Source organism: Candidatus Palauibacter sp. (assembly GCF_965222475.1).
Classification (GTDB): domain Bacteria; phylum Gemmatimonadota; class Gemmatimonadetes; order Palauibacterales; family Palauibacteraceae; genus Palauibacter.
This window is the reverse complement of the sequence record NZ_CBDCUB010000002.1, coordinates 414,224-433,754: the sequence shown is the minus strand read 5'-3', so window position 1 is coordinate 433,754 and position 19,531 is coordinate 414,224. Positions and strand designations below refer to the sequence as shown.

General features: G+C 67.0%; 16 protein-coding genes and 1 pseudogene. 9 read left to right on the top strand and 8 right to left on the bottom strand.

The features are described 5' to 3' along the window. Positions 1-41: 41 nt before the first annotated feature. The 3 genes from ACOQPP_RS07200 to ACOQPP_RS07190 all read right to left on the bottom strand — a co-directional run bounded on the left by ACOQPP_RS07200 (position 42) and on the right by ACOQPP_RS07190 (position 6,335). Positions 42-2,606, bottom strand: coding sequence for a GcvT family protein (locus ACOQPP_RS07200; protein ID WP_419164835.1), 2,565 nt, complete (start codon positions 2,604-2,606; stop codon positions 42-44). A gap of 82 nt (positions 2,607-2,688) precedes the next feature. Next, positions 2,689-5,856, bottom strand: coding sequence for a VPS10 domain-containing protein (locus ACOQPP_RS07195; protein WP_420636175.1), 3,168 nt, complete (start codon positions 5,854-5,856; stop codon positions 2,689-2,691). Between the two features lie 167 nt (positions 5,857-6,023). Then, positions 6,024-6,335 carry a helix-turn-helix domain-containing protein gene (locus ACOQPP_RS07190; RefSeq protein ID WP_419164837.1) on the bottom strand — a complete coding sequence of 104 codons (312 nt, stop codon included), beginning with the start codon at positions 6,333-6,335 and terminating at the stop codon, positions 6,024-6,026. Positions 6,336-6,602: 267 nt separating this feature from the next. On the opposite strand from ACOQPP_RS07190, the gene ACOQPP_RS07185 reads away from it, so the two are divergent. From ACOQPP_RS07185 to ACOQPP_RS07165, 5 genes are all read left to right on the top strand, one after another. Continuing rightward, positions 6,603-6,827: a hypothetical protein gene (locus ACOQPP_RS07185; RefSeq protein ID WP_419164838.1), complete on the top strand. Its 225-nt coding sequence runs from the start codon at positions 6,603-6,605 to the stop codon at positions 6,825-6,827. Next, complete coding sequence (locus tag ACOQPP_RS07180) at positions 6,790-7,104, top strand: type II toxin-antitoxin system RelE family toxin (protein ID WP_420636174.1); 315 nt, start codon at positions 6,790-6,792, stop codon at positions 7,102-7,104. The genes ACOQPP_RS07185 and ACOQPP_RS07180 overlap by 38 nt, the downstream gene beginning before the upstream one ends. Positions 7,105-7,174: 70 nt before the next feature. Beyond that, on the top strand, positions 7,175-8,362 hold the full coding sequence (locus tag ACOQPP_RS07175; RefSeq protein WP_419164840.1) for an ATP-binding protein: 1,188 nt from the start codon (positions 7,175-7,177) through the stop codon (positions 8,360-8,362). A 404-nt stretch (positions 8,363-8,766) separates the two neighbouring features. Then, positions 8,767-9,486 carry a nucleotidyl transferase AbiEii/AbiGii toxin family protein gene (locus ACOQPP_RS07170; RefSeq protein ID WP_419164841.1) on the top strand — a complete coding sequence of 240 codons (720 nt, stop codon included), beginning with the start codon at positions 8,767-8,769 and terminating at the stop codon, positions 9,484-9,486. An 8-nt stretch (positions 9,487-9,494) separates the two neighbouring features. Further along, positions 9,495-10,154 carry a hypothetical protein gene (locus ACOQPP_RS07165; protein WP_420635323.1) on the top strand — a complete coding sequence of 220 codons (660 nt, stop codon included), beginning with the start codon at positions 9,495-9,497 and terminating at the stop codon, positions 10,152-10,154. Between the two features lie 132 nt (positions 10,155-10,286). On the opposite strand, the gene ACOQPP_RS07160 is transcribed toward ACOQPP_RS07165, so the two are convergent. Together ACOQPP_RS07160 and ACOQPP_RS07155 are read right to left on the bottom strand one after the other, a co-directional pair. Continuing rightward, a complete protein-coding gene (locus tag ACOQPP_RS07160; protein ID WP_420636173.1) occupies positions 10,287-10,529 on the bottom strand; it encodes a hypothetical protein in 243 nt (80 codons plus the stop codon). An 837-nt stretch (positions 10,530-11,366) separates the two neighbouring features. Continuing rightward, the gene (locus ACOQPP_RS07155; RefSeq protein WP_420636172.1) at positions 11,367-11,504 is read right to left on the bottom strand and encodes a hypothetical protein; all 138 of its coding nucleotides are present in this window, start codon (positions 11,502-11,504) and stop codon (positions 11,367-11,369) included. 261 nt (positions 11,505-11,765) lie between these two features. Here ACOQPP_RS07155 and ACOQPP_RS07150 point away from each other — a divergent pair, with 261 nt between their 5' ends. Further along, on the top strand, positions 11,766-11,894 hold the full coding sequence (locus tag ACOQPP_RS07150; protein ID WP_420636171.1) for a hypothetical protein: 129 nt from the start codon (positions 11,766-11,768) through the stop codon (positions 11,892-11,894). A 332-nt stretch (positions 11,895-12,226) separates the two neighbouring features. Here ACOQPP_RS07150 and ACOQPP_RS07145 read toward each other — a convergent pair whose 3' ends face one another. Together ACOQPP_RS07145 and ACOQPP_RS07140 are read right to left on the bottom strand one after the other, a co-directional pair. Continuing rightward, on the bottom strand, positions 12,227-13,159 hold the full coding sequence (locus ACOQPP_RS07145; protein ID WP_420636170.1) for a hypothetical protein: 933 nt from the start codon (positions 13,157-13,159) through the stop codon (positions 12,227-12,229). Between the two features lie 661 nt (positions 13,160-13,820). Continuing rightward, entirely contained in the window at positions 13,821-14,870 is a 1,050-nt protein-coding gene (locus tag ACOQPP_RS07140) for a hypothetical protein (protein WP_420636169.1), read from the bottom strand. A 415-nt stretch (positions 14,871-15,285) separates the two neighbouring features. Between ACOQPP_RS07140 and ACOQPP_RS07135 the strand changes: the two are divergent. Then, a pseudogene (locus tag ACOQPP_RS07135) lies at positions 15,286-15,891 on the top strand (IS21 family transposase); the annotation flags it as partial. Positions 15,892-16,198: 307 nt separating this feature from the next. On the opposite strand, the gene ACOQPP_RS07130 reads toward ACOQPP_RS07135, so the two are convergent. After that, positions 16,199-17,322 (bottom strand): IS3 family transposase gene (locus ACOQPP_RS07130; RefSeq protein WP_420635870.1). Its coding sequence is split into 2 segments (ribosomal slippage): positions 16,199-17,046 and positions 17,046-17,322, totalling 1,125 coding nucleotides; the frame shifts between segments, so codons are not numbered across the junction. A 142-nt stretch (positions 17,323-17,464) separates the two neighbouring features. On the opposite strand from ACOQPP_RS07130, the gene ACOQPP_RS07125 reads away from it, so the two are divergent. Together ACOQPP_RS07125 and istB are read left to right on the top strand one after the other, a co-directional pair. Next, complete coding sequence (locus tag ACOQPP_RS07125) at positions 17,465-18,304, top strand: Mu transposase domain-containing protein (protein ID WP_420636168.1); 840 nt, start codon at positions 17,465-17,467, stop codon at positions 18,302-18,304. Next, positions 18,301-19,119 carry an IS21-like element helper ATPase IstB gene (istB, locus tag ACOQPP_RS07120; RefSeq protein WP_420636167.1) on the top strand — a complete coding sequence of 273 codons (819 nt, stop codon included), beginning with the start codon at positions 18,301-18,303 and terminating at the stop codon, positions 19,117-19,119. The genes ACOQPP_RS07125 and istB overlap by 4 nt, the downstream gene beginning before the upstream one ends. Positions 19,120-19,531 lie beyond the last annotated feature (412 nt).

Below are 19,531 nucleotides of genomic sequence, written 5' to 3'. Positions count from 1 at the left end.
ATGCCGGCCGCCGGCTCCGGTGCACCGCGGCCGGCCCCGGGTCATGATCTCATGCGGGCGCCGGACGGGTCGAAGAGCGCGCTGCCGGCGGCCACGGTCACCGGGAAGGCTTCGTTCATGTAGAGGACCCGGAGCCGCGTGCCGGGGGCGGCGAGTTCCGGCGGGAGGTACGCCATGAGGAGGTACTTCCCCACGGAGGGGCCCATCCCCGCCGATGTGACGCGGGACTCCCTTCCGCGGGCGTCGACGATGCGCTCCCCGTCCGGCCCCAGCAGCGGCTCGTTGCCCCCGGTGGGGAAACGGGCGAGGCCGGAGGCGTCGGCGTGGCCGTCCATGGTGAGCGTGCGGAGCACCGCGGCGGGGCCTGCCTCCCGGGCCTCGAGGTACGCGGCCCGGCCGATGAAGTCCGCCCGCTTCACGCGGGGCCGCGCCAAGCCCGCCTCCACCGGCGAGTACTCCGACGTGAGTTCGGCCCCCATGAGCGCATATCCCTTCTCCATGCGGCCCGTGGTGCCGTAGACGCCGGCGCCCACCGGACGCGGGCCGAACGCCCGGCCCGCCTCCCACACGGCGTCCCACACCCGCGGCGCGAGCGCCGCCGCCACGTAGATCTCCCACCCGCTCTCCCCCACATACGAGATCCGGCACATCGTGACGGGAATCCCGCCCAGCGGGACGTCGCGCACCGAGGCGTAGGGGAACGCGGCCTGAGAGAGCTTCGTCCCGGAGATCGTCCCCAGCAGCGCCTCCGCCCGGGGACCCCACACGCCCAGCGTGCACATCCCCTCCGACAGATCCTCGAAGCGGACGGAGCCCGCGCCGGAGCCCTCGCCGGAGCCCTCGCCGGAGCCCGCGTCCGGCAGGTGTTTGCGGAACCAGGCCGCATCGCGCGCGCCGTCGAAGGCGCCGGTCACGATGCGGAAATGGTCCGCCGCCAGCCTCTGGATGGTGAGGTCCGCCCGAAACCCCCCGTCCGGAGTGAGCAGCGGGGTGTAGATGGACGTGCCGGGCGGCCGGTCGCATGCGTTGGCCGCCATCCCCTCCAGATAGGCGAGCGCCCCGGGGCCCGACACATCGAAGATCTGGAACGCGCCCAGGTCGACGACGCCGACCTTCTCGCGCAGGTGCAGGTGCTCGGCCTCGATGATGGGAGACCACCACCGGCGGTCCCACTCGTGCGGCCGGTCGGCCACGCCGTACCGCTCGACCAGCCCGGCGTTCGACTCGTACCACTGCGGGCGCTCCCAGCCGCGGGCCTCGTAGTACACGGCCTCCAGGGCCTCGGTGCGGGCGTGGAGCGCCGAACGGTTCACCCCGCGGCCGGATTCCCACTGCTCGCGCGGGTGGACGATCCCGTACGTCTTGTTGAAGTGCTCCCGGGCGCGGGCCCGCACATGCCGGCGGGTGCGCTCGTGCGGCTGGAAGCGGGTGACGTCCGACCCGTGCGGGTCGCACAGCCGGGGATGGCCGTGCGTGATCCACTCGGCCATGAGGCGCGCCGCGCCCGGGCCCTCCTTGATCCACACGGCCGCCGCCGACCACAGGTTGGCCACCTCGGCGGTCTCTCCCAGCACCGGCTGCGCGTCGGGCGTGAGCGAGAGGAGGCCGTTGATGGCGTATCCGATCTCCGCGCCCTCGAGCAGCTCTCCCATGATCTCGCGCGCCCGCGCGAGCTGGGGTGAGAAGTCGTCCCCCGTGAACGGCATCTCCGTGGGGGAGAGTTCCGACGCCTCGCGAGAGGGGATCTCCTCGGGGCGCACCAGGATGGGACGGTGCGCGTAGGATCCGACCTCCATCGCTTCGTGGCTCTGGCGCTCGTACATGAATGCGTCCATGTCGCGCACGATGGGGTGGCCGATCTCGTTGCCGGTGGCGAGGAGGACGTCGACCGGGCCGAGGTCCGCCATCTGGTGTACCGCCGGCGTGAGCGGAATCGAGGCGCCGGCCATCTCCGCCACGAGAGGGCTCCACACGCCGCAGGCGATGACCGCGTGCTCGACCTCGATGCGGCCGCGCGCGGTGAGGACGGCCCGCAGGCGCCGCCGGCCGCCGCGCAGGGCCGCGACCTCGAGTCCCGTAACCGCCGTGTCGTCCAGGACCGTGAGCGCGCCGCGGGACAGGGCCCGCTCCCGCATGAGGGTTCCGGCCCGCACACCGTCGACCACGGACACGGACGGGGTCCAGAAGCCGCCCACGATGACGTCGGGGTTCACGAACGGGATCCGCTCGGCCACCTCCGCCGGCGTGAGCAGCTCGGCTTCGATGCCCCACGCCCGCGCCGAGGTCATGCGGCGCCGCAGTTCCTCCATCCGGGCCTCGGTGCGGGCGACCTCGGCGCCGCCGCACGTCGTCCGCACACCGAGCGCCTCGTACTGCCGCTGGCTCTCCAGCGTCAGCATCGCGACCTCGCGGTCGTGGTCGGTGGGGAAGATGAAGTTCGATGCGTGGCAGGTGGAGCCGCCGGGGTCGGGCAGCGGGCCCTTTTCGATGAGGACGAGATCGTCCCAACCCCGCCGCGCGAGGTGTTCGACCAGGCAGCTGCCGACGATGCCGGCCCCGATGACGGCGATGCTCGCCGCGGTCGGTTGAGACGCGCGTTCGCTCACGGCCCCGTATGCCAGCGTCTGCGAAGCCTCCTGCTCGGTGCGGCGACGGGCCGCCTGCCGACGGCCCGCCCCCCTCCCGGCGTCAGCTTCGCGGCGGGATCCGGATCGGGTCGCCGAGGTCCGGCATGACCCCGAGGTCGCCCAGCAGCGCCTCCAGCGCCGGCATGCTCCCGGTCAGAAGCGCGTTGATGCGGTCCGCGACCGGCGGCAGCGCCTCCCAGGCCCGGTCGATCCGGTACACCTGATCCGCCGTGGGCTCGCCGGACCAACCTTCCATCTGCGAGATCCCGGTCCCCCCGGCGGCGTCGCCGAGGTCGTCACCGACCTCCTCGAGTTCGCCGGAGATCTCCTCGGCCATCGCCTCGATCCGCTCGCGATCGCCCTCGCCGACCTCCGCCTCGTCCAGCAGGGCCCGGATTTCGTCCAGCCGGCCGTTCATGGCGCCGATCCGCTCCCGCGCGTCGCGCACCGGGGCGGCGAGCGCATGGGCCCGCATCATCGCGTCCTGCCGCGCCACGAGCGCCGCCTGGCCGGCCTCGCGCCGCGGATCGAGCCGCACGCCGACGTCCGCCGTCTGGCTCTCGCCTCCGACCGTGAGGCGCACCGTGTAGGTGCCCGGGAGCACACGCGGCCCCGCGCCCGGCGGCGGCCCGCCCCGGAAGCCCCCGCCGTCCCCGCCGTCCGCCTCGAAGGCGCGATCGACGCGGAAGTCCCACACGACCTCGTTCAGACCGGCCTCCCCGGAAGCGTCCATCGTGCGCAGCACATCGCCGCCGTCGAGGACCTCGAGGCTCGCCCCGTCCGAGTCGACCCCCTCGCCCAGGTAGTAGCGCAGGGCGATCCCCGCCACGGGGTTGGGGGCGATGAAGGTGGCGGGCTGGAAGGGCCAGTCCATCCCCATCGACCACATCGTGCCGCGCCGGGCGCCGAACAGCCGGAAGTCCGAGGCGAACACGTCGGCGGCCATCTCCTCCAGCGCCGTGATGTCGTCCAGGATCCAGATGCTGCGCCCGTGCGTCCCCACGACGAGGTCGTTCTCGCGCGGGTGGATCGCGATGTCGTCCACCGCGACCGTCGGCAGGTTGTTCCGCATGCGCCCCCACGACTCGCCGCGGTCGATCGACAGGTAGACGCCGATCTCGTTCCCGAGGAAGAGGAGATTCGGGTTCCCCGGGTGCTCCCGGATCACGTTCACCGACCACCCGTCGGGGAGGCCGGCCGTGATCCGCCGCCAGCTCGCGCCGTGGTCCTCGCTCACGTAGGCGTGCGGCGCGTAGTCGTCGTTGCGGTGTCCGTCGAAGGTCACGTACACCCGTCCGTCCACCGCGGAGGAGGTCTCGAGACGGCTGACGTATGTACGGGGCGGGACCCCGGGGACCTGGTCGATCACGTTCGTCCACGTCGCGCCGCCGTCGAGCGTCACCTGCAGGTTGCCGTCATCCGTCCCCACGTAGAGGGCGTCCGGCGAATGCTTCGACTCGGCGAACGCCGTGATGTTGCCGTAGTTCGAGATTCCGTCGTTGTCCGACAGCGTCTCGTCCGTCACGATCCGGCCCATGATCTCCAGCGTGTCGCGGTCGATCGCCTTCGTAAGGTCCGGGCTCGCCTCTTCCCACGTCGTCCCGCGGTCGCTGGACCGGAACAGGTGGTTGCCGCCCAGGTAGATCGTCGCCCGGTCGTGGCGTGAGATCGCGAACGGGGAGTCCCAGTTGAACCGGTAGCGGCGCGGCTCGTCGTCCTCCGCCTCATCCCCCGTCGGACGCGGCACGGGCCGGATCGACTGCCCTTCGCGCGTGGCCACATCGATGCGCGCCATGTTCCCGCCCTGCGACTCCGAGAACATGATGTTGGGGTCCATGGGGTCGGAGTGGTTGTGGAACCCGTCCCCGAACCACATGTGCGTCCACTCGCGGTTCCGCACGCCCCACGTCGACTGCGTTCGGTGCGGAGCGCACCAGTTTCCGTTGTCCTGCAACCCGCCGCACACGTTGTACGGGTCGCTCATGTCGACGTCGATCTCGTAGAACTGGCCGATCGCCATGTTGCGGATCGAGCGCCAGGTGACGGACCCGTCGCGCGAGAAGGCGAGCCCGCCGTCGTTCCCGTCGATGAGGTGGTTCGAGTCGTTCGGGTTGATCCACAGCGCGTGGTGGTCGGAGTGGATCTGGTCCGTCGCGTTCCCCGGCCACCAGGTGCGGCCGCCGTCGTCCGAGGCCGAGGCCTGTACGCCGGCGATGTAGATCCGCTCGGGGTTGTTGGGGTCGATCCGTATGAGGGAGAAGTACATGGGGCGCGGATTGCGGTCGCTCATGAACTCCCACGTCTCGCCGCGGTCGGTGGAGCGGTAGACGCCCTGGCCCTCATGCGCCTCGACGATCGCGTACACGAGGTTGCCGTCGCGGCGGTACACGTCGAGCCCGACGCGGCCCAGTTCGCCCTCCGGCAGCCCCTGCTCGAGCCGGGTCCAGTTGTCCCCGCCGTCCGTCGTGCGCCAGATGCCCGAGCCGCCGCCCCCGGCCGCGAAGCCGAAGCCCGTCCGCTGCCGCTGGTAGGTCGCGGCGAAGAGCGTGTTCGGGTCGTTGTGATCCATGACGAGGTCGATGATTCCGGTGTGTTCATCGATATGGAGGACGTTCTCCCACGTCTCGCCGCCGTCCGTCGTCTTGAACAGGCCGCGCTCCTCGTTGGACCCCCAGAGGTGGCCGACCGCCCCGACGTAGACGACGTCCGGGTCGCGCGGGTCGATCCTGATGCGGCTGATGTGCCGCGTGTCCTCGAGTCCCACGTGCGTCCAGGTGCCGCCCGCGTCCGTCGACTTGAACACGCCGACGCCCCACGGCGAACTCTGCCGGTTCGCCGGCTCGCCCGTCCCCACCCACACCACGTTGGGGTTGGACGGGGCCACGCTCACCGCCCCGATCGAGGCCGTGGGCTGGTCGTCGAACACGGGATCCCACGTCATCCCGTCGTTCGTCGTCTTCCACACGCCCCCCGCGCCGAGGCCGACGTAGAAGATGCGCGGGTCGCTCTCGACCACCGCGAGGTCCGCCACGCGGCCGCCCATGATGGCGGGCCCCAGCTCCCGGAAGTCGAGCACCGAGGCCGCGTCGGCCGCTCGCTCCGAAGCCGTCTGGGCTGCGGCGATGCCGGGGAATAGGGCTCCCAGCGAGAGCGAAAGGAGAGCGAGAAGGGGAACGAGAAGGGTGACGGAGAAGCGTGAGCACCGTTCGAACTTCGACTGGAACGCCATCGGAACCTCCGGGGTGACGGCGGACGACTGCGGAGAAGCGGGACAATCCGCACAGTGGCCCGCCCCGTCCCCGTCGCGCAAGACGGTCCCGCCGTCCGCAAGCCCGGGGCGTCGTCGCCGAGGCACCCTGCAGGATGCAAGCGGCGGGTCCCCGCGCCCAGCCTACGTTACGGCGTCGCCAGCCGGTCGACGGTGTCCGGGTACTTGCGCGCCATCGGCATCAGAGCCGCGGCGGCGTGAGGGGGGGAGGACCTGCCTTGCTCCCAGCCCTCAAGCGTCCGCACCGGGACGCGAAGCAGGCCGGCGAACACTCCTCTCGATACGTTGAGTTCATCCCGGATCCCCCGGATCGTCTCGGGCGAAAGCCGGGGCAGCGGCCGCGGCACCCGCGTCGTACGGAGCGTGAGCTTGCCCGCACGGTGGTCCCGGACCTCCCGCAGGCCCTCCAGGACCTCGGCCGCGATATCCCGTTCAGCCATGTTCGATCTCCTCCACCACCTTCCTCCAAGCCGTCTTTTCGGCCCGGGTCATCGAGGTGCGCCGGCAGGTGTCGCGTGAACGTCGTTGTCTCGACGAAGAGCATGCCAATCCATACGTGGTATGAGTACATATAAAGAAGATGCCGCCGCCACGTTTGACGGTCGGCGCCATTTGCTCCCTGCACGACTCGCGACGCGGGATTGGCAGCGGAGGATAGCAGATGATAGCATGCGGGAGGCTACCCCTTCCCGGGCCGAGGAGATGTCATGGGAAAAGTGCAGATAAACGTCCGCGTGGATGCCGCGGTGAAGAACGCAGTGGAGGGTTACTGCCGCCCCAGGGGCGTGGCCATGAATCACTTCGTTCAGGAAGCGCTTCTGGATCGCCTTGAGGAACTCGAGGACATTGAGGATCTGAAGAAGATCCGACACGAACCTACCCGGCCGTTGGCCGATGTACTCAGGGAACTCAAGCTCGATGGCGCGCTATGATGTCGAGATCTCTCGAACCGCCGAGAAACAGCTTCGCAAGCTGCCGCGAGCCGACCAGGAACGCGTAGCGCGCAGGATGTCCGCCCTAGCGGTCGACCCGCTCCCCGCGGGGACGCGAAAGCTCACGGATTACGATGATGTGTTCCGCATCCGAGCGGGAACGTATCGGATTCTCTACAGCGTGGCGGAAGCCGCGCTGATCATCATCGTCCTGCCAGTTGGTTCTCGATCACGACGGCGCGACCTTTCTCGTCCTCCGCGATCGGGTCAACGCTGAAGGAACCGGCGTCGGACCAGAGAATCTCGGTTGACAAAATGACGGGACAGTCGTCATTTTGACCGACATTATGACGACATTGCCGCGATTCCTCGCCCTTCCGCGAGGCAGCTTCTTCCTCTTCGGCCCGCGCGGGACGGGCAAGACCACCTGGCTGGCCTCGGCGCTGCCGGATGCTCTGGTCGTGGACCTGCTGAAGCCGGAGTTGTACCGCAGGCTGGCCGCCCGCCCGGAACGCCTCCGCGAACTGGTGCATGGCGCGCCGGCCGGAGGCGATGTGGTCGTCGACGAAGTCCAGCGCGTTCCCGAACTCCTGAACGTCGTGCACGACCTCATGGAGTCCGGGGGGCGGCACCGGTTCGTCCTCACGGGCTCCAGCGCCCGCAAGCTCAGGCGCGGCGGAGTGAACCTTCTCGCGGGCCGCGCGGCGATGCGCTCCATGCATCCCTTCATGGCCGGGGAAATGGCAGGGGGGGCGGCTGGCGGAGCGGGGCGCCGCTTCGATCTCGATACATGCCTGCGGCTCGGGACCGTTCCCGCCGTGGTCTCCTCGGAAGATCCGGCGTCGGCGCTTGCCGCCTACGCGGCGCTCTACGTGGAGCAGGAAGTGCGCGCCGAGGGCCTGGCCCGCAACGTCGGCAGCTTCTCGCGCTTCCTGGAAGCGGCGGCCTTTTCTCACGGCGCATCGCTCAACGTCAGCGCCGTCGCCCGCGAGTGCGAGACGAGCCGCACCACGGTCGCGGGCTACCTGGAGTTGCTCGAAGACCTTCTGCTCGCCTTCCGCCTGCCCGTGTTCACGCGGCGCGCCAAACGCCGCCTCGTGGCGCACCCGAGATTCTTCTACTTCGACTGCGGCCTGTTCAGGAGCCTGCGGCCGGCGGGCCCGCTCGACCGGCCTGCGGAGATCGGCGGCTCCGCGCTGGAAGGGCTGGTCGCGCAGCACCTTCGAGCGTGGCTGGCGTATTCGGGAAGCGATGCGAGCCTGCACTACTGGCGCACGCGGTCCGGGACCGAAGTCGACTTCGTGCTCTACGGGACGGGAGGGATTTGGGCGTTCGAGGTCAAGAACACGGACCGGGTACGGCCCGAGGACCTGCGCGGCCTGGCCGCATTCGGCGACGAGTACCCCGAGGCGCGCCGGGTGCTCCTGTACAGAGGGACGGACCGGCTCGCCGTGCGGGACATCCTGTGCCTCCCGGCCGGGGACTTCCTCGCGCGCCTGCACCCGCGACAAGGGCTGAAGCATGCCATCGGATAGGGAGCCCCGGCTCCGGCGTACCGAGCAGGCTCGCCTCTTTCTTCTCACTTGGACGATTTCGCGACAAAACCGTCCATGCCGAGGACGATTTCGTAATGAAAACATCCATATCACTCACCGCGTAGATCGCCTGCGGGTGCAGCCACCGGTACAACGATGGTCGCGGCCGTGGCGAAATCACTCCCCGCCGCCGGCAGGCTCGTGGCGGACGTGCGAGGTAACCCACACCAGCTACCTTCCGTCACCTCGATTCGCACCGCCAACGGCCTGCTCGCCTCGCACGTCACGGTTATCTTCGGAGCGGTGGCGATAGCTTACACCCGAGCCGGTTCCGCGAAGGGGCGACGCTCCCCGCCGCGCTCGGCGGATCAGGCGCAACATCGTCGAAAGGACCCGGTCCACCCATGGCCAAGCTCGACCTGCCCTCCGGACCCGATGAACTGCTTGAAGCGGTCCGGAAGCCCCTCGCGCACCACTTGGGTGGCGAACATCACATGCGCCTCGGCGGCGGCACCGCGCTCGCCGCGCGATGGCGCCATCGGCACAGCACGGACGTCGATCTCTTCGTGGATCCCAAGGACTACGAGGGGTTGTTCGGGAAGGAACAACAGTTTCGCGCAGATCTCGAACGTCACGCCCCCAGTGCCCAAAACGTCGTGATCGAGCCGGGATTCGCGCGCATTGTCCTGATGGACGGCGGAGAGGTCAGCATCTCGACCAGTCCCTCGCTCACCTCCTATCCCGTGTCCAAAGACACCGTCCGCGGCACGCGTGTGCCGCTCGAAGCCACGGCCGAAATCCTCGCGAAGAAGCTCCGCTACCGCATGATCCAAAACGCACAGATCCTCCCGCGCGACCTCTACGACATCGCGTTCGCCCGGCGGAACGCGTCCGTTGCGCTTCGCACTGCGCTCTCAACGCTCAAGGTAGAGCACCTACAGGACATTGACGCCGAATTGGGCTACCTTCGCCCCGGCTGGATCGAGCGGCATCGCCAGCCCCTCATCGCCCCGTTGCGCCGGGCCGACGCCGCGAACGCCGTCGGCATCGTTCGCGGGGTGCTTCAGCAACACATCCGTTCGAGACCGCCGCGTGGCGACCGCGGATTCACCTGGGAGCGCTGAACGGATCCATGCTCGATCTTGCGGAGGTCCGACACGCGTACCTGCATCCGCCACCGGACGATCCAAAGCGGGTTCTCACTCGCGAGGAGCTCTACGCGCGCTACGAGCGGCGGCGGGTCGAGGGGTGTCTGCGTCGCGGGGGGGACCCCCGCCGGGAAGGCCTAGGCGAACACGGTTCCTTGATCGGCGGTCCGGACAAACCGCTCACGGCGTTCGGAGTCCAGCCCGAGCGCGCCGGGCGTCTTCAGCCCCTGCCGCTAGCTTGGTTCGACTATCCCCGGGCACGATTCGCCTCCCCGCCACCCGGCGGCACCGACGAAGTGCACGACTTCTTCGCCGCGCTCGCCGCCGATCACTTGGCGGGCATGCCGGACCGGCCCAGCGGCGCAGGGCTGGCCCGCACCTTCTGCTCGGCCCGACTCAAGGGGCGCGAGTGGTCGCAGCTGTGGCACGTCTTCGCGTGCATCCGCATCTGGGATCTCAAACGGCTTCTTTCCAGAGGCGGGCTGTCGGTCTACGAAGTGGCCCGCGCCATCCACCTCTCCGATACATGCCGGGCCGAAGTCGTCACTTGGATCAACCAGTTCGCGGTGCCTCCCGGGGAACAGGGAGACCTCGCCTTCCCGGAAGAGGACACCGGGCCGTCCATCGTCAATGAGGCTTCCTGACACGCCGGTTTCCGCCCTACCCTACCCCTCGGGAACCGAAGATCGTCGATCCTGGGCGATCCTACGGCCCGTAGATTACCCGAATAGCCTCCGGACCGAGCGGAAACGGCCTGAGAGCCTGTCGCGGAGCCGTCAGGTGTCGATCCTCGCTCTCCGCCCACCAGAATAGGCCGCCCAGTCGTTCATGAGCCGACGCCGCCGCTCGGACAGGTCGGTGCGCCGGTACGCGGCTTCGACCCGGTTGCGGACATGTGGGCCCAGTGCTGCCTCGGCGACCTCACGGGGGTGATCGGTTTCCTCGGCCGCCCAGTCCCGGAACGACGACCGGGCCAACAGCGGAGTAGGCTGGCTCACAGCCACGTTAGAGTGGCCCAAGTCAGCCTTCCGGCCGCCGCCGTAACGCCCCTCCGGGCACTGCCCACAACCCCATCAGCAAGTCGCGCGCGATCAGTGGTTGTACCTGGGACTCAGTACCCAGACTACGAATCTCTCCATGGCCCGAGCCTTGGCCGGATCATCTACCTCAATAAACCGGAGGTCCATGTGCTCGATCCTCGGTCCAAGCGCCCAGAACAACTCGCAGAATTGTTCGTTGGAATACAGGTCCTTCCTCGACGAGAGTCCAGCACCTTCCATGGCGATCCGCTCCGCAAGGGTTGCAGCCGTGGCTTTCCGAGGACGAGCAGGTGGCCGGGGAATGTGTTGAAGGATGCGCGCCCGGAGGTGGTTGGTCCGCGTTGTGGCCACACCGACGTACAGGTGGCCCTCCCCTGGTTCGCTGAACAGATAGACGCCGGATACCATCGGGATCTTTCGGCGCTCGGACGGATAAACGGGAGGTCTGGCCAGAAGCTCGCTGACGCGACTAGCAAGGAGGTCCGCGTGGTACCGGATGTCATCATTCATGGCCATAACGCTAGCTTCTCAGCCTTGTGGTCACCAGCCGCAGTGACGACCAGGACGACCGACGCCCTTTACTCCTTGGCGACGGCGGCACGCTCGCTGCCCAACGTCGCCGCGCACCCCTCGGGGACCGATGATCGTGGATCCTGGGCGATCCTACCGGCCCGTAGAATACCCGAAATAACCGGTGGATCGACCGGTCAGGACCTTGGAGCGCACTTAAAGCCGCCTCCACCTACGACACAGACCGCCCCAACGCTTCCATGACCTTTCGGCGGCGCTCCAGCAGGTCGGGCGGGGGCTGTAGGCCTAGCCTCGGCGAGGGTCCGCCCCGCACTCCGAGCAGGTCCAGAACGCACCGATGGCGTTCTTCCATTCGTCAAAGGTCTCGAAGTCCTCGCGGCGTGGCTCTTCCGGGGTGTCCCCCTCGGTGTCGGCGGGGATCATCCCTGAATCCGCCGCGCACTCGCGGCAAATGAGCTTTGTCTCCATTTCGGTCCCTTCTTGTTTGACTCTCGCTCGCTCCAGCCTATCCCGCCGCGAGCCCGCGCACTAGTTGGTGCCCGTTTTGCACGCATCGGCAACTCCCTGGCGTCGGCACAAACCCTTATCGTATGGCTAAAGATAACCGCTTGCCCGACCCCATTCCACCCGATCCACCGTCCTCCTGTCTCTGTTTCTTCAATGGTGACAACGACTTAGGAGTTAATGGACGGGAACCAGCTAGCTGCTCAGGCCCATGTCCACCGCAATGCCGCCAAACTGCTGATCGCCCAAGCCGACATGATCCAGCGTGAAGATGCGATGTTCGAAGATCCCTCGGCCGCGATCAACTGATTCGAGCAGCTCCGCCCGGTCACGGCCGCGCCACGGCGGAAGCCGCGGGAGGGAGAGACGCGCCGATCTGCCAACCGGCAGGAGGCAACGGCAGAAGGACCGCCGTGGGAGCGAGAGACACGCACGCTTGGCCGGGTATCGGTCTGTCTAGGTGCCGTCCAATTGATGCTGTATTCCGGCTATTTCAGTACGGCGGATCCAGGTATGATCTAAGGAGCACGAATGGGAGATCGTGCAGCCCTGATTGAACTTACGTGGCTTCTTACCATGATTCGCGCCACTCGTGCTCCGCTTACCGTTCACCCACCTTTCAGTCGCGCGACACAAGTCCCTCACACCAGCCCATCCTTCGGTGTGGACACCTCTCCGCCAGCGATCGTTGCAGTCCCTTCGGCGGCTCCGTCAGCTCCCCCGCCCGCCATACTCCATCCACGACCCGCCGCATCGCTCACAAACTCCCCCACACCCTCGATAGTGTTCTCGGCAGAGTTCAAACACTTCGCAATAAACTTCGGCGCCATATAAAAGATGCGTGGTTCATCCTTCGTACCTATTCTGTCGAACCATTCTACCGGCCATTTCCTATTCGTCATCTGCTTCTCGAAGCTCTTGCGCTCCCCCAAGGGCCATTCAAGTCCACAATGTAGCATTTTATTTCGGTACGCAAACAGAGCTTCTAGTGTCTTCTTCAGATCACTTGGCAAATAGCTTTGCATCTGAAAGGCACATATGAACTCCCAAATTCCATCGACGATATTTTGCCGTGGTTCGCGACCTCTCCATACCCAATGACAATCCCACTGTCGCTCTCTCCAGATCCGCCAACGTTTGTGCTGACTTGGCATCGGTTGGCTATCTGTAATACTTTCTCCTATTTTATAGAACGTCCAATAAAACAGAGATTCCATTAGCGGAGCGATCAACCCCACTGCCGCCATGCTGTGCGCCGTGGCTTGATAGAAATGTTGCTCAACACGCTCCGTCCATTCGTCGAATGCTCGTTCTGTGAACCCATCCGTCTCAATTTCGGCTCGGATTTCGCCAATCGCCGTCCCAATTGCGTTATCGACTGTATCGTTTCGGCCTAGCAAACCACGAATGGCTATCAGCTGTGCCTCGTAGTTTACTGGATACAGGAATCCAAGTCCCAAATCTCGAGGGTCTACGTCCGGAAACGTATCCTGGAACGTTTCTGCGTCGTGTTCCAGGTTGTAGGGGCTCTCGCCAGTCGGGAGCCCTTTCTCTTGCGTTGAACGATTCGCCATTGTTGTTCTCGCTTTCTTGCTTAGGTTTGTCGGCCGGTGGCGAGGTGACCCCCGCTCACTGCGGCTCACTCCACCAGCGCCGCGTCGAGGTCTCGCCCAGAAAATCCCGTACATGTCAAGTCAATATAGCTGTGTTCGCCCGGCCCAACCATCGGGAACGGGTTCATCAGCGTGTGCAGCGGGATGAAGATCTGATCGGCCTCCTGCTTGGACCGGGCTGGGACCGCGACAAACGTCGGGGTCGATGGCCAACTCGCCCAGGGTGCGGCCGCACCGTTCGTCTTCCCCGCCCTTCCTGGCGCAGCGACGTGTACGACCCGAAAGGTCAGGGTCGAACTCGATCTAATGGGAGATGTCCCGGCATGTGAGAAACGCGATTATCCACGAAGAACTCCGACCCGACATCTCTCAGGAAGCGATTGCCAGACTCAAGCTCTTACCTCAACTCAAGTCTGGCATCTAAGTGCTGGCATCTTAGGGGCTCTCGGAGGGAATGCCTGAATTCGCTGATGGAGCCGGTTAGTGCCATAGGTGTGAGAGTGGTCTGGTGGACATCCGTTCGAAGGCAACCGAGATGCGGGCGGGCGTCCGCCGCGGTGGCAGTGGACGCACCCGGCTGCGGTCTGAATCACGACCTGCGGCCGCCTTGGCATTGGGCTCGTCACATTCGGAGCGTGTTCGACATGGCACCGGATTCAAGCACGTCCGCCAGGCGATACAGATCGCGCGAATGCATCCCCAGGCTGTTGTCGCGCCAGAGTCTGCAACGAATCCCATCGATGTGGCTCTCCGAGTCGGGTGGCGCGTGCTGGCCGGCTTGATAGAAAAGGAGTCTGCTTCCACCGTACATCCACGATGTCGAAAAGCCCGGCGGCCGCAACTGTTTCCAACGCCGAAACTCTGGCAACTCTTCGCCGCCGGCATCCATCCAAGTGTGTTGTCCAACCTGAACGACGACCAGGCCCAACGAGCTAGGCACCAGACCCCAATCGCCGTGGTTGTCTTTCATGGCTGCTCGTGCGCCTCGCGCTACTTGTCCCCCGAGGCGTTGCAACCGCGCCGCGCCATCGAAGAATCGGAAGGTCGCGATCAGGCTTTCGACCACACGCGGAAGGAAGATGGGATAGGGCGTGTTGCTCTTTAGGAGGTTCGCCCCGTGCATTCCGGTCGATTCCTTGAACTTGGTTGTGGGTTCCGCGTAGTACCGGGTGTCCGTGTATACCCGGCTAGCACCCCCGTACGAACTGTCGTATACAGTCAGCAGGTCCGAGATCGTCAACGTCGGCTCGCCAACCAGTTTCAACCGTACATTCAGGTCACACCGAGCAAATCTGTCGTCCGCGTCCCGACGATGCACATCGTCAAGGTCTTGGTACAAATCCTTGAGCGAGTGGTGTTTGCCAGCGTCCTTCTCGGACCGCATCAGATCGGCCTTCATCACAAGTTCGGTGGCCATGACCAGCAGGTGGAGTGCGGGCATCATGCCGACGACCGACCTCGGAGGTCGTCCGGTAGGCATCACCGCTTGATGCGCTGACAGATAGTGCTGCGCGAAACGCGCCATGAGTTCCGGGTCGCCGTGCTGATCCACGACCGTACCGTCCTGGATTGTCCCTTCGCCGCTGGGCAAGACTTCCCGAGTGGCGGTTAGGCACACGGCCGGATACTGCACAGTGGCCAAGAGCTCGGTGTTGTCCCTGATGTCGATCATCGCATGCATGTGCTCCAGCTCGCCCCCGCCGCCGGCCTCGTGAAGGGCTGACGCTGCGCTAGCTTAACCGATGTGGTACGACATCTCTGTTCGGATTTCCCGGCCACAGTTGGCGCAGGTGTACGGCCGCTCGACTTGAACTGGCCGTCCGAGCGTGGCCACGGTGTGGCGATAGATGCGAACAGGTCCAGGCAAGAATTCTTGCTGGCCACACTGATGACACTGTCCTTCCACAAGTTCCCTCGTTGCTATGGATGTTGCGGCGAACCGCGAACGTGTCAGGCTGCGCGGATGCTCTCCCAAGTGTAGCGCGACAATCAGGATGAGAAGCCAGCGACAATCAGGGTGAGAGAGCCGGAGGTGGTTGTGGCCGGCCCGAAGTTTGGTGTTTTCCCCTTGAACGGAGAGACGCCAAGTGCCGGGCCGACACATCACGGACCACCAGAAGGAGCTCTACATGACGCACCGGAAGAAGGACCGTCCCGCGCTGGCTGCGGCGAGGGCGGGGTTCAGCACGGCGACGGCGTACCGGATCGAAGCGGATCCCGGGCGGTCGTCGGAGAAGAGGAAGCCGAGGGAGCGAAGGCGCCCGGATCCGCTGGCGGGGATCTTCGAGGAGGAGATCGTACCGCTGCTGGAGGCGAGCCCGGGGCTGCGGGCGGTGGCGCTGTACGAGGAGATGATGCGGCGCCATCCGGATCTGCACCCCGGGGTGAGGCGGACGCTTGAGCGGCGGGTGCGGGGCTGGAAGGCGAAGTACGGGCCGGAGCGGGAGATCATCTTCCGGCAGAAGCACGAGCCGGGGCGGCGGGGCCTGTCGGACTTCACCGACGCCGGGGCGCTGGGGGTGAGCATCGCCGGTGAGCCGCTGGTGCACAAGCTGTACCACTTCCGGCTGGAGTACTCGGGGTTCTGCCATGTGGCGGTGGTGCTGGGCGGGGAGAGCTACGTGGCGCTGGCCGGGGGGCTGCAGGATGCGCTGTGGGCGCTGGGCGGCGTGCCGAAGGAGCACCGGACGGACTGAGGTGGTCTTACTTCGTTGGACAGTCCGAGGGCAAAGTTAAGGTGGATTCCGAGTGGTTGTGAGAGCCCTCGGGAGCCTTCTCCGTGTGTTCTCTCGGGGTGGATGCTCCACCCATGGGTCCTCCCCCGGCAGGGGAGGGACAGGTTCCAAAATGAACCCCGGCCGGCGGGAGGGGAACCCGGTCGGCGACGGGGGCTTGGCCGCGGGCGGAACGAGGTGCGCGGCATGGGGAGATCCCAGGCTTCTCCCGCGCCCCGCTGCTGCTTTGCGAAGGCGACCGTCGGCGCACGCCGAGATCCGCCGTTCACACCGCCCCCGTGCCGTTGCGGTAGGCCTCGCCCGGCGTCCGTCCGCCGAGGGACGAATGCGGACGCACCTCGTTGTAGAAGTCGAACCACGAGCCGATGATCCGTTCGGCGTCCAGCCCGTCGCGGAGTTCGTGAAGGTACACCGCCTCGTACTTCAGCGACCGCCACAGCCGCTCGATGAAGATGTTGTCGAGGAAGCGGCCCCGGCCGTCCATCGAGAATGCCACGCCCGCGCCCAGCACCCGGTCGGCGAACGCCTCGCTGGTGAACTGGGCGCCTTGATCCGTGTTCAGGATCTCCGGAGCCCTCCAGCCCAGCGCGTGGTCCAGGGCTTCGACGCAGAACGACGCGTCCATCGTGTTCGACAGCCGCCACGCGAGCACGTGCCGGGTCGCCCAGTCCATCACGGCCACGAGGTAGAAAAAGCCTTGCGTCACCGGAACATAGGTGATGTCCGCGCACCACACGTGGTCCGCCCGCGAGATCGTGAGGCCGCGCAGCAGATAGGGGAAGACCCGGTGCTCCGGACCCGCCACGCTAGTGCGCGGCCGCCGGTAGGTTGCCTCCACCCCCATCAGGCGCATGAGCCGCCGGATCCGGTGCCGGCCCGCGGCAACGCCCTCGCGACGCAGATGCCGCACCAGCTGCCGGCTTCCGTAGAACGGATACGCCATGTGCAGCTCGTCAATGCGACGCATGAGCGCCAGGTTCTCCGCGCTCTCCCCCCTCGGCCGGTAGTACAGCGACGACCGGCTCACGCCCACCAGCGCGCACTGCCTCGAAAGACTCAGCGGTCCGTCCCGCTCGATCATCCGCCCCCGCTCCGCCCGGCTCAGCGCTTGAGCCCGCGCCGAAAAAAATCCCGCTCGACCGTGAGCTCCCCGATCTTGGCGTGCAGCTCCCGGACCTTCGCCTCGTGCTCCTTGGCGAGCTTGCGGCCCGCGCCCCCGGCGAACACCTCCGGCAGCCCCTCGAGCAGCTGCCGCTTCCATGTGCTCACCTGGTTCGGATGAAGCTCGTGCCGCCTCGCGATCGCCTGCACGCTGTCGTGCTCGCGCAGCGCCTCCAGCGCCACCCGCGCCTTGAACTCCGGCGTGAACCGCCGTCTCTTCCCAGCCATCTCGGTGCCTCCCGTTCCGTCCTGGAATCCACCTTAACGACCTGTCCAAAAAACTGGGACCACCTCAGACAGCCTGTCGGCGGCGTTCCGGAACCTGAAGCGGGAGGCAAGGGAGGATCTGACGGCGCGGTATGAGGCGCTGTTGGATGACTACGACATGAAGGGGAGCCGGAACAACCGGGGCCGGGCCCACGAGAACGGTTCGGTCGAGGGTCCGCACGGACACCTGAAGCGGGCGATCGAGGATGCGCTGCTGCTGAGGGGCTCGCGGGACTTCGAGACGACCGGGGAGTACCGGGCGTTCCCGGGCCAGGTGGTAAGCCGCCGCAACGCCCGCAACCGGGAGCGGATCGACGCGGAGCGGGCGGTGCCGGGGCCGCTGCCGGGGCGGCGCAGCGACGAGTTTGAGGAGACGCTGGTGCGGGTAACGACCACGGGCGGCTTCACGTTGCGCCGCGTGTTCTACACGGTGCCCTCGCGTCTGGTCGGACACCGGCTGCGGGTGCGGCTGTACGACGACCGGCTGGTGGTGTACGCGGGCACGGAGCAACTCATGACGCTGCCGCGGGGCCACGCGGGCCCGGGAGGGCGGCGCGGGCGGGTCGTCAACCACCGGCACGTGCTGCCGTCGCTCAGGCGCAAGCCGATGGCGCTGCTCAACTGGGTCCACCGCGACGGCCTGTTTCCCCGCGGCGCCTACCGCCGCGCCTTCGACGCGCTGCGCGAAGGTCTGGACGACCGCGAGACCTGCCGCCGGATGGTGGACCTGCTCGCCCTGGCCCACGACCACTGCTGCGAAGCCCGGCTGGCGGCCGAGATCGACCGGGGACTCGATGCCGGGGAACTCCCCGATCCGGAGCTCCTGCGCAAGCGCTTCCCGCCGAAGCCGGACGGCATCCCGGATGTCGGCATGGCCCTGCCGCCCGTGGCGGACTACGACGACCTCGGTGCCCCCGCCCCGCACGCCGGAGGACTCTCATGAGCGACCGTTTCGTCGTGGATCCGCCGCAACTCGACCTGCTGCTGAAGCAGCTGCGGCTGCCGACCATGCGCGCGCTGTGGCGTGGCTTCACCGAGCGTGCGGACCGGGAGGGCTGGTCGGCGGCGCGCCTGCTCGCCGCGCTGGCCAGCCAGGAGGTCACCGACCGCGAGCGCCGGCGCTTCGAGCGGCACCGGGCCGAGGCGAAGCTGCCGCCGGGCAAGACGCTCGACAACTTCGACTTCACCCTCGTGCCCGCGGTGTCGAAGGCGCGCGTGGGAGTCCTGGCGAGCGGCGACACCTGGCTCGATGAGGGCGCAAACGTGCTTTTGTTCGGGCCGCCCGGCACGGGCAAGAGCCACTTGGCAGCGGGTCTCGGGCTCAGGCTGGTCGAGAACGGGTTCCGGGTGCTCTACCAGCGCACGGCGAACCTGGTCCAGAAGCTCCAGGCGGCACGCCGGGACCTCGCCCTCGAAGGAGCCATCCGCAAGCTCTACAAGTACCATCTGCTCGTCCTCGACGACTTCTCCTACGTGACCTCGGAGAATGCGGAGACCAGCGTGCTCTTCGAACTCATCGGCGCCCGCTACGAGAACCGCTCGCTCCTGGTGATCGCCAACGAACCCTTCAGCGCCCGGGGCAGGATCTTCGGCGGCGACGCCATGACCCTTGCCGCCGTCGACCGCCTCGTCCACCGCTCCCACATCTTCGAACTCAACGTCGAGAGCTACAGGCGCCGGGCGGCCATCGCGGCCAGGCGGGCAGAGGCGGGGGAGCCGGCGGACGGGACGCAAGCGGGAGGACCGGAATCGGGCTGACGCGGCCACGAAAACGCTTCGATGTCTGTCGAAAGACCGGCACAGGGCCGAGGATGCGGCTCTGAACGGCGCCCAGAGCCGTCCAAGGGCGCATCAACGAAGCTTCGAACCCCTCCGGATCGCCCAAGCCGGGGCGAAACCGCCCGGTTCCGGGCAATCCCGGCCGCAAACGGCCCGAGGATCCGCCCGCAGAGACCGCCGAACAGGGCTTCACCCTACCCTTACCCCTCAAAGAATCCGCGCTCCACCGCCCCGCCACCCCGCGCCCTCTTGCCCCGCGTCCCCGAAACCGCCTACATCCTCGCACTCGTAGCGTCGCGACCCCTCGTTCTCACCTTGATTGTCGCAACGTTCTCATCCTGATTGTCGCTGGACACCCAAGCTAACCGCACGATAGGTTTCGGCGTACAGT

Bases quoted from the DNA above. Each gene is read 5' to 3' on its own strand.
- ACOQPP_RS07195 (WP_420636175.1), bottom strand. From the start codon at position 5,856: ATGGCGTTCCAGTCGAAGTTCGAACGGTGCTCACGCTTCTCCGTCACC.
- ACOQPP_RS07190 (WP_419164837.1), bottom strand. From the start codon at position 6,335: ATGGCTGAACGGGATATCGCGGCCGAGGTCCTGGAGGGCCTGCGGGAG.
- ACOQPP_RS07185 (WP_419164838.1), top strand. From the start codon at position 6,603: ATGGGAAAAGTGCAGATAAACGTCCGCGTGGATGCCGCGGTGAAGAAC.
- ACOQPP_RS07180 (WP_420636174.1), top strand. From the start codon at position 6,790: ATGTACTCAGGGAACTCAAGCTCGATGGCGCGCTATGATGTCGAGATC.
- ACOQPP_RS07175 (WP_419164840.1), top strand. From the start codon at position 7,175: ATGACGACATTGCCGCGATTCCTCGCCCTTCCGCGAGGCAGCTTCTTC.
- ACOQPP_RS07170 (WP_419164841.1), top strand. From the start codon at position 8,767: ATGGCCAAGCTCGACCTGCCCTCCGGACCCGATGAACTGCTTGAAGCG.
- ACOQPP_RS07165 (WP_420635323.1), top strand. From the start codon at position 9,495: ATGCTCGATCTTGCGGAGGTCCGACACGCGTACCTGCATCCGCCACCG.
- ACOQPP_RS07155 (WP_420636172.1), bottom strand. From the start codon at position 11,504: ATGATCCCCGCCGACACCGAGGGGGACACCCCGGAAGAGCCACGCCGC.
- ACOQPP_RS07150 (WP_420636171.1), top strand. From the start codon at position 11,766: ATGGACGGGAACCAGCTAGCTGCTCAGGCCCATGTCCACCGCAATGCC.
- ACOQPP_RS07145 (WP_420636170.1), bottom strand. From the start codon at position 13,159: ATGGCGAATCGTTCAACGCAAGAGAAAGGGCTCCCGACTGGCGAGAGC.
- ACOQPP_RS07140 (WP_420636169.1), bottom strand. From the start codon at position 14,870: ATGATCGACATCAGGGACAACACCGAGCTCTTGGCCACTGTGCAGTAT.
- istB (WP_420636167.1), top strand. From the start codon at position 18,301: ATGAGCGACCGTTTCGTCGTGGATCCGCCGCAACTCGACCTGCTGCTG.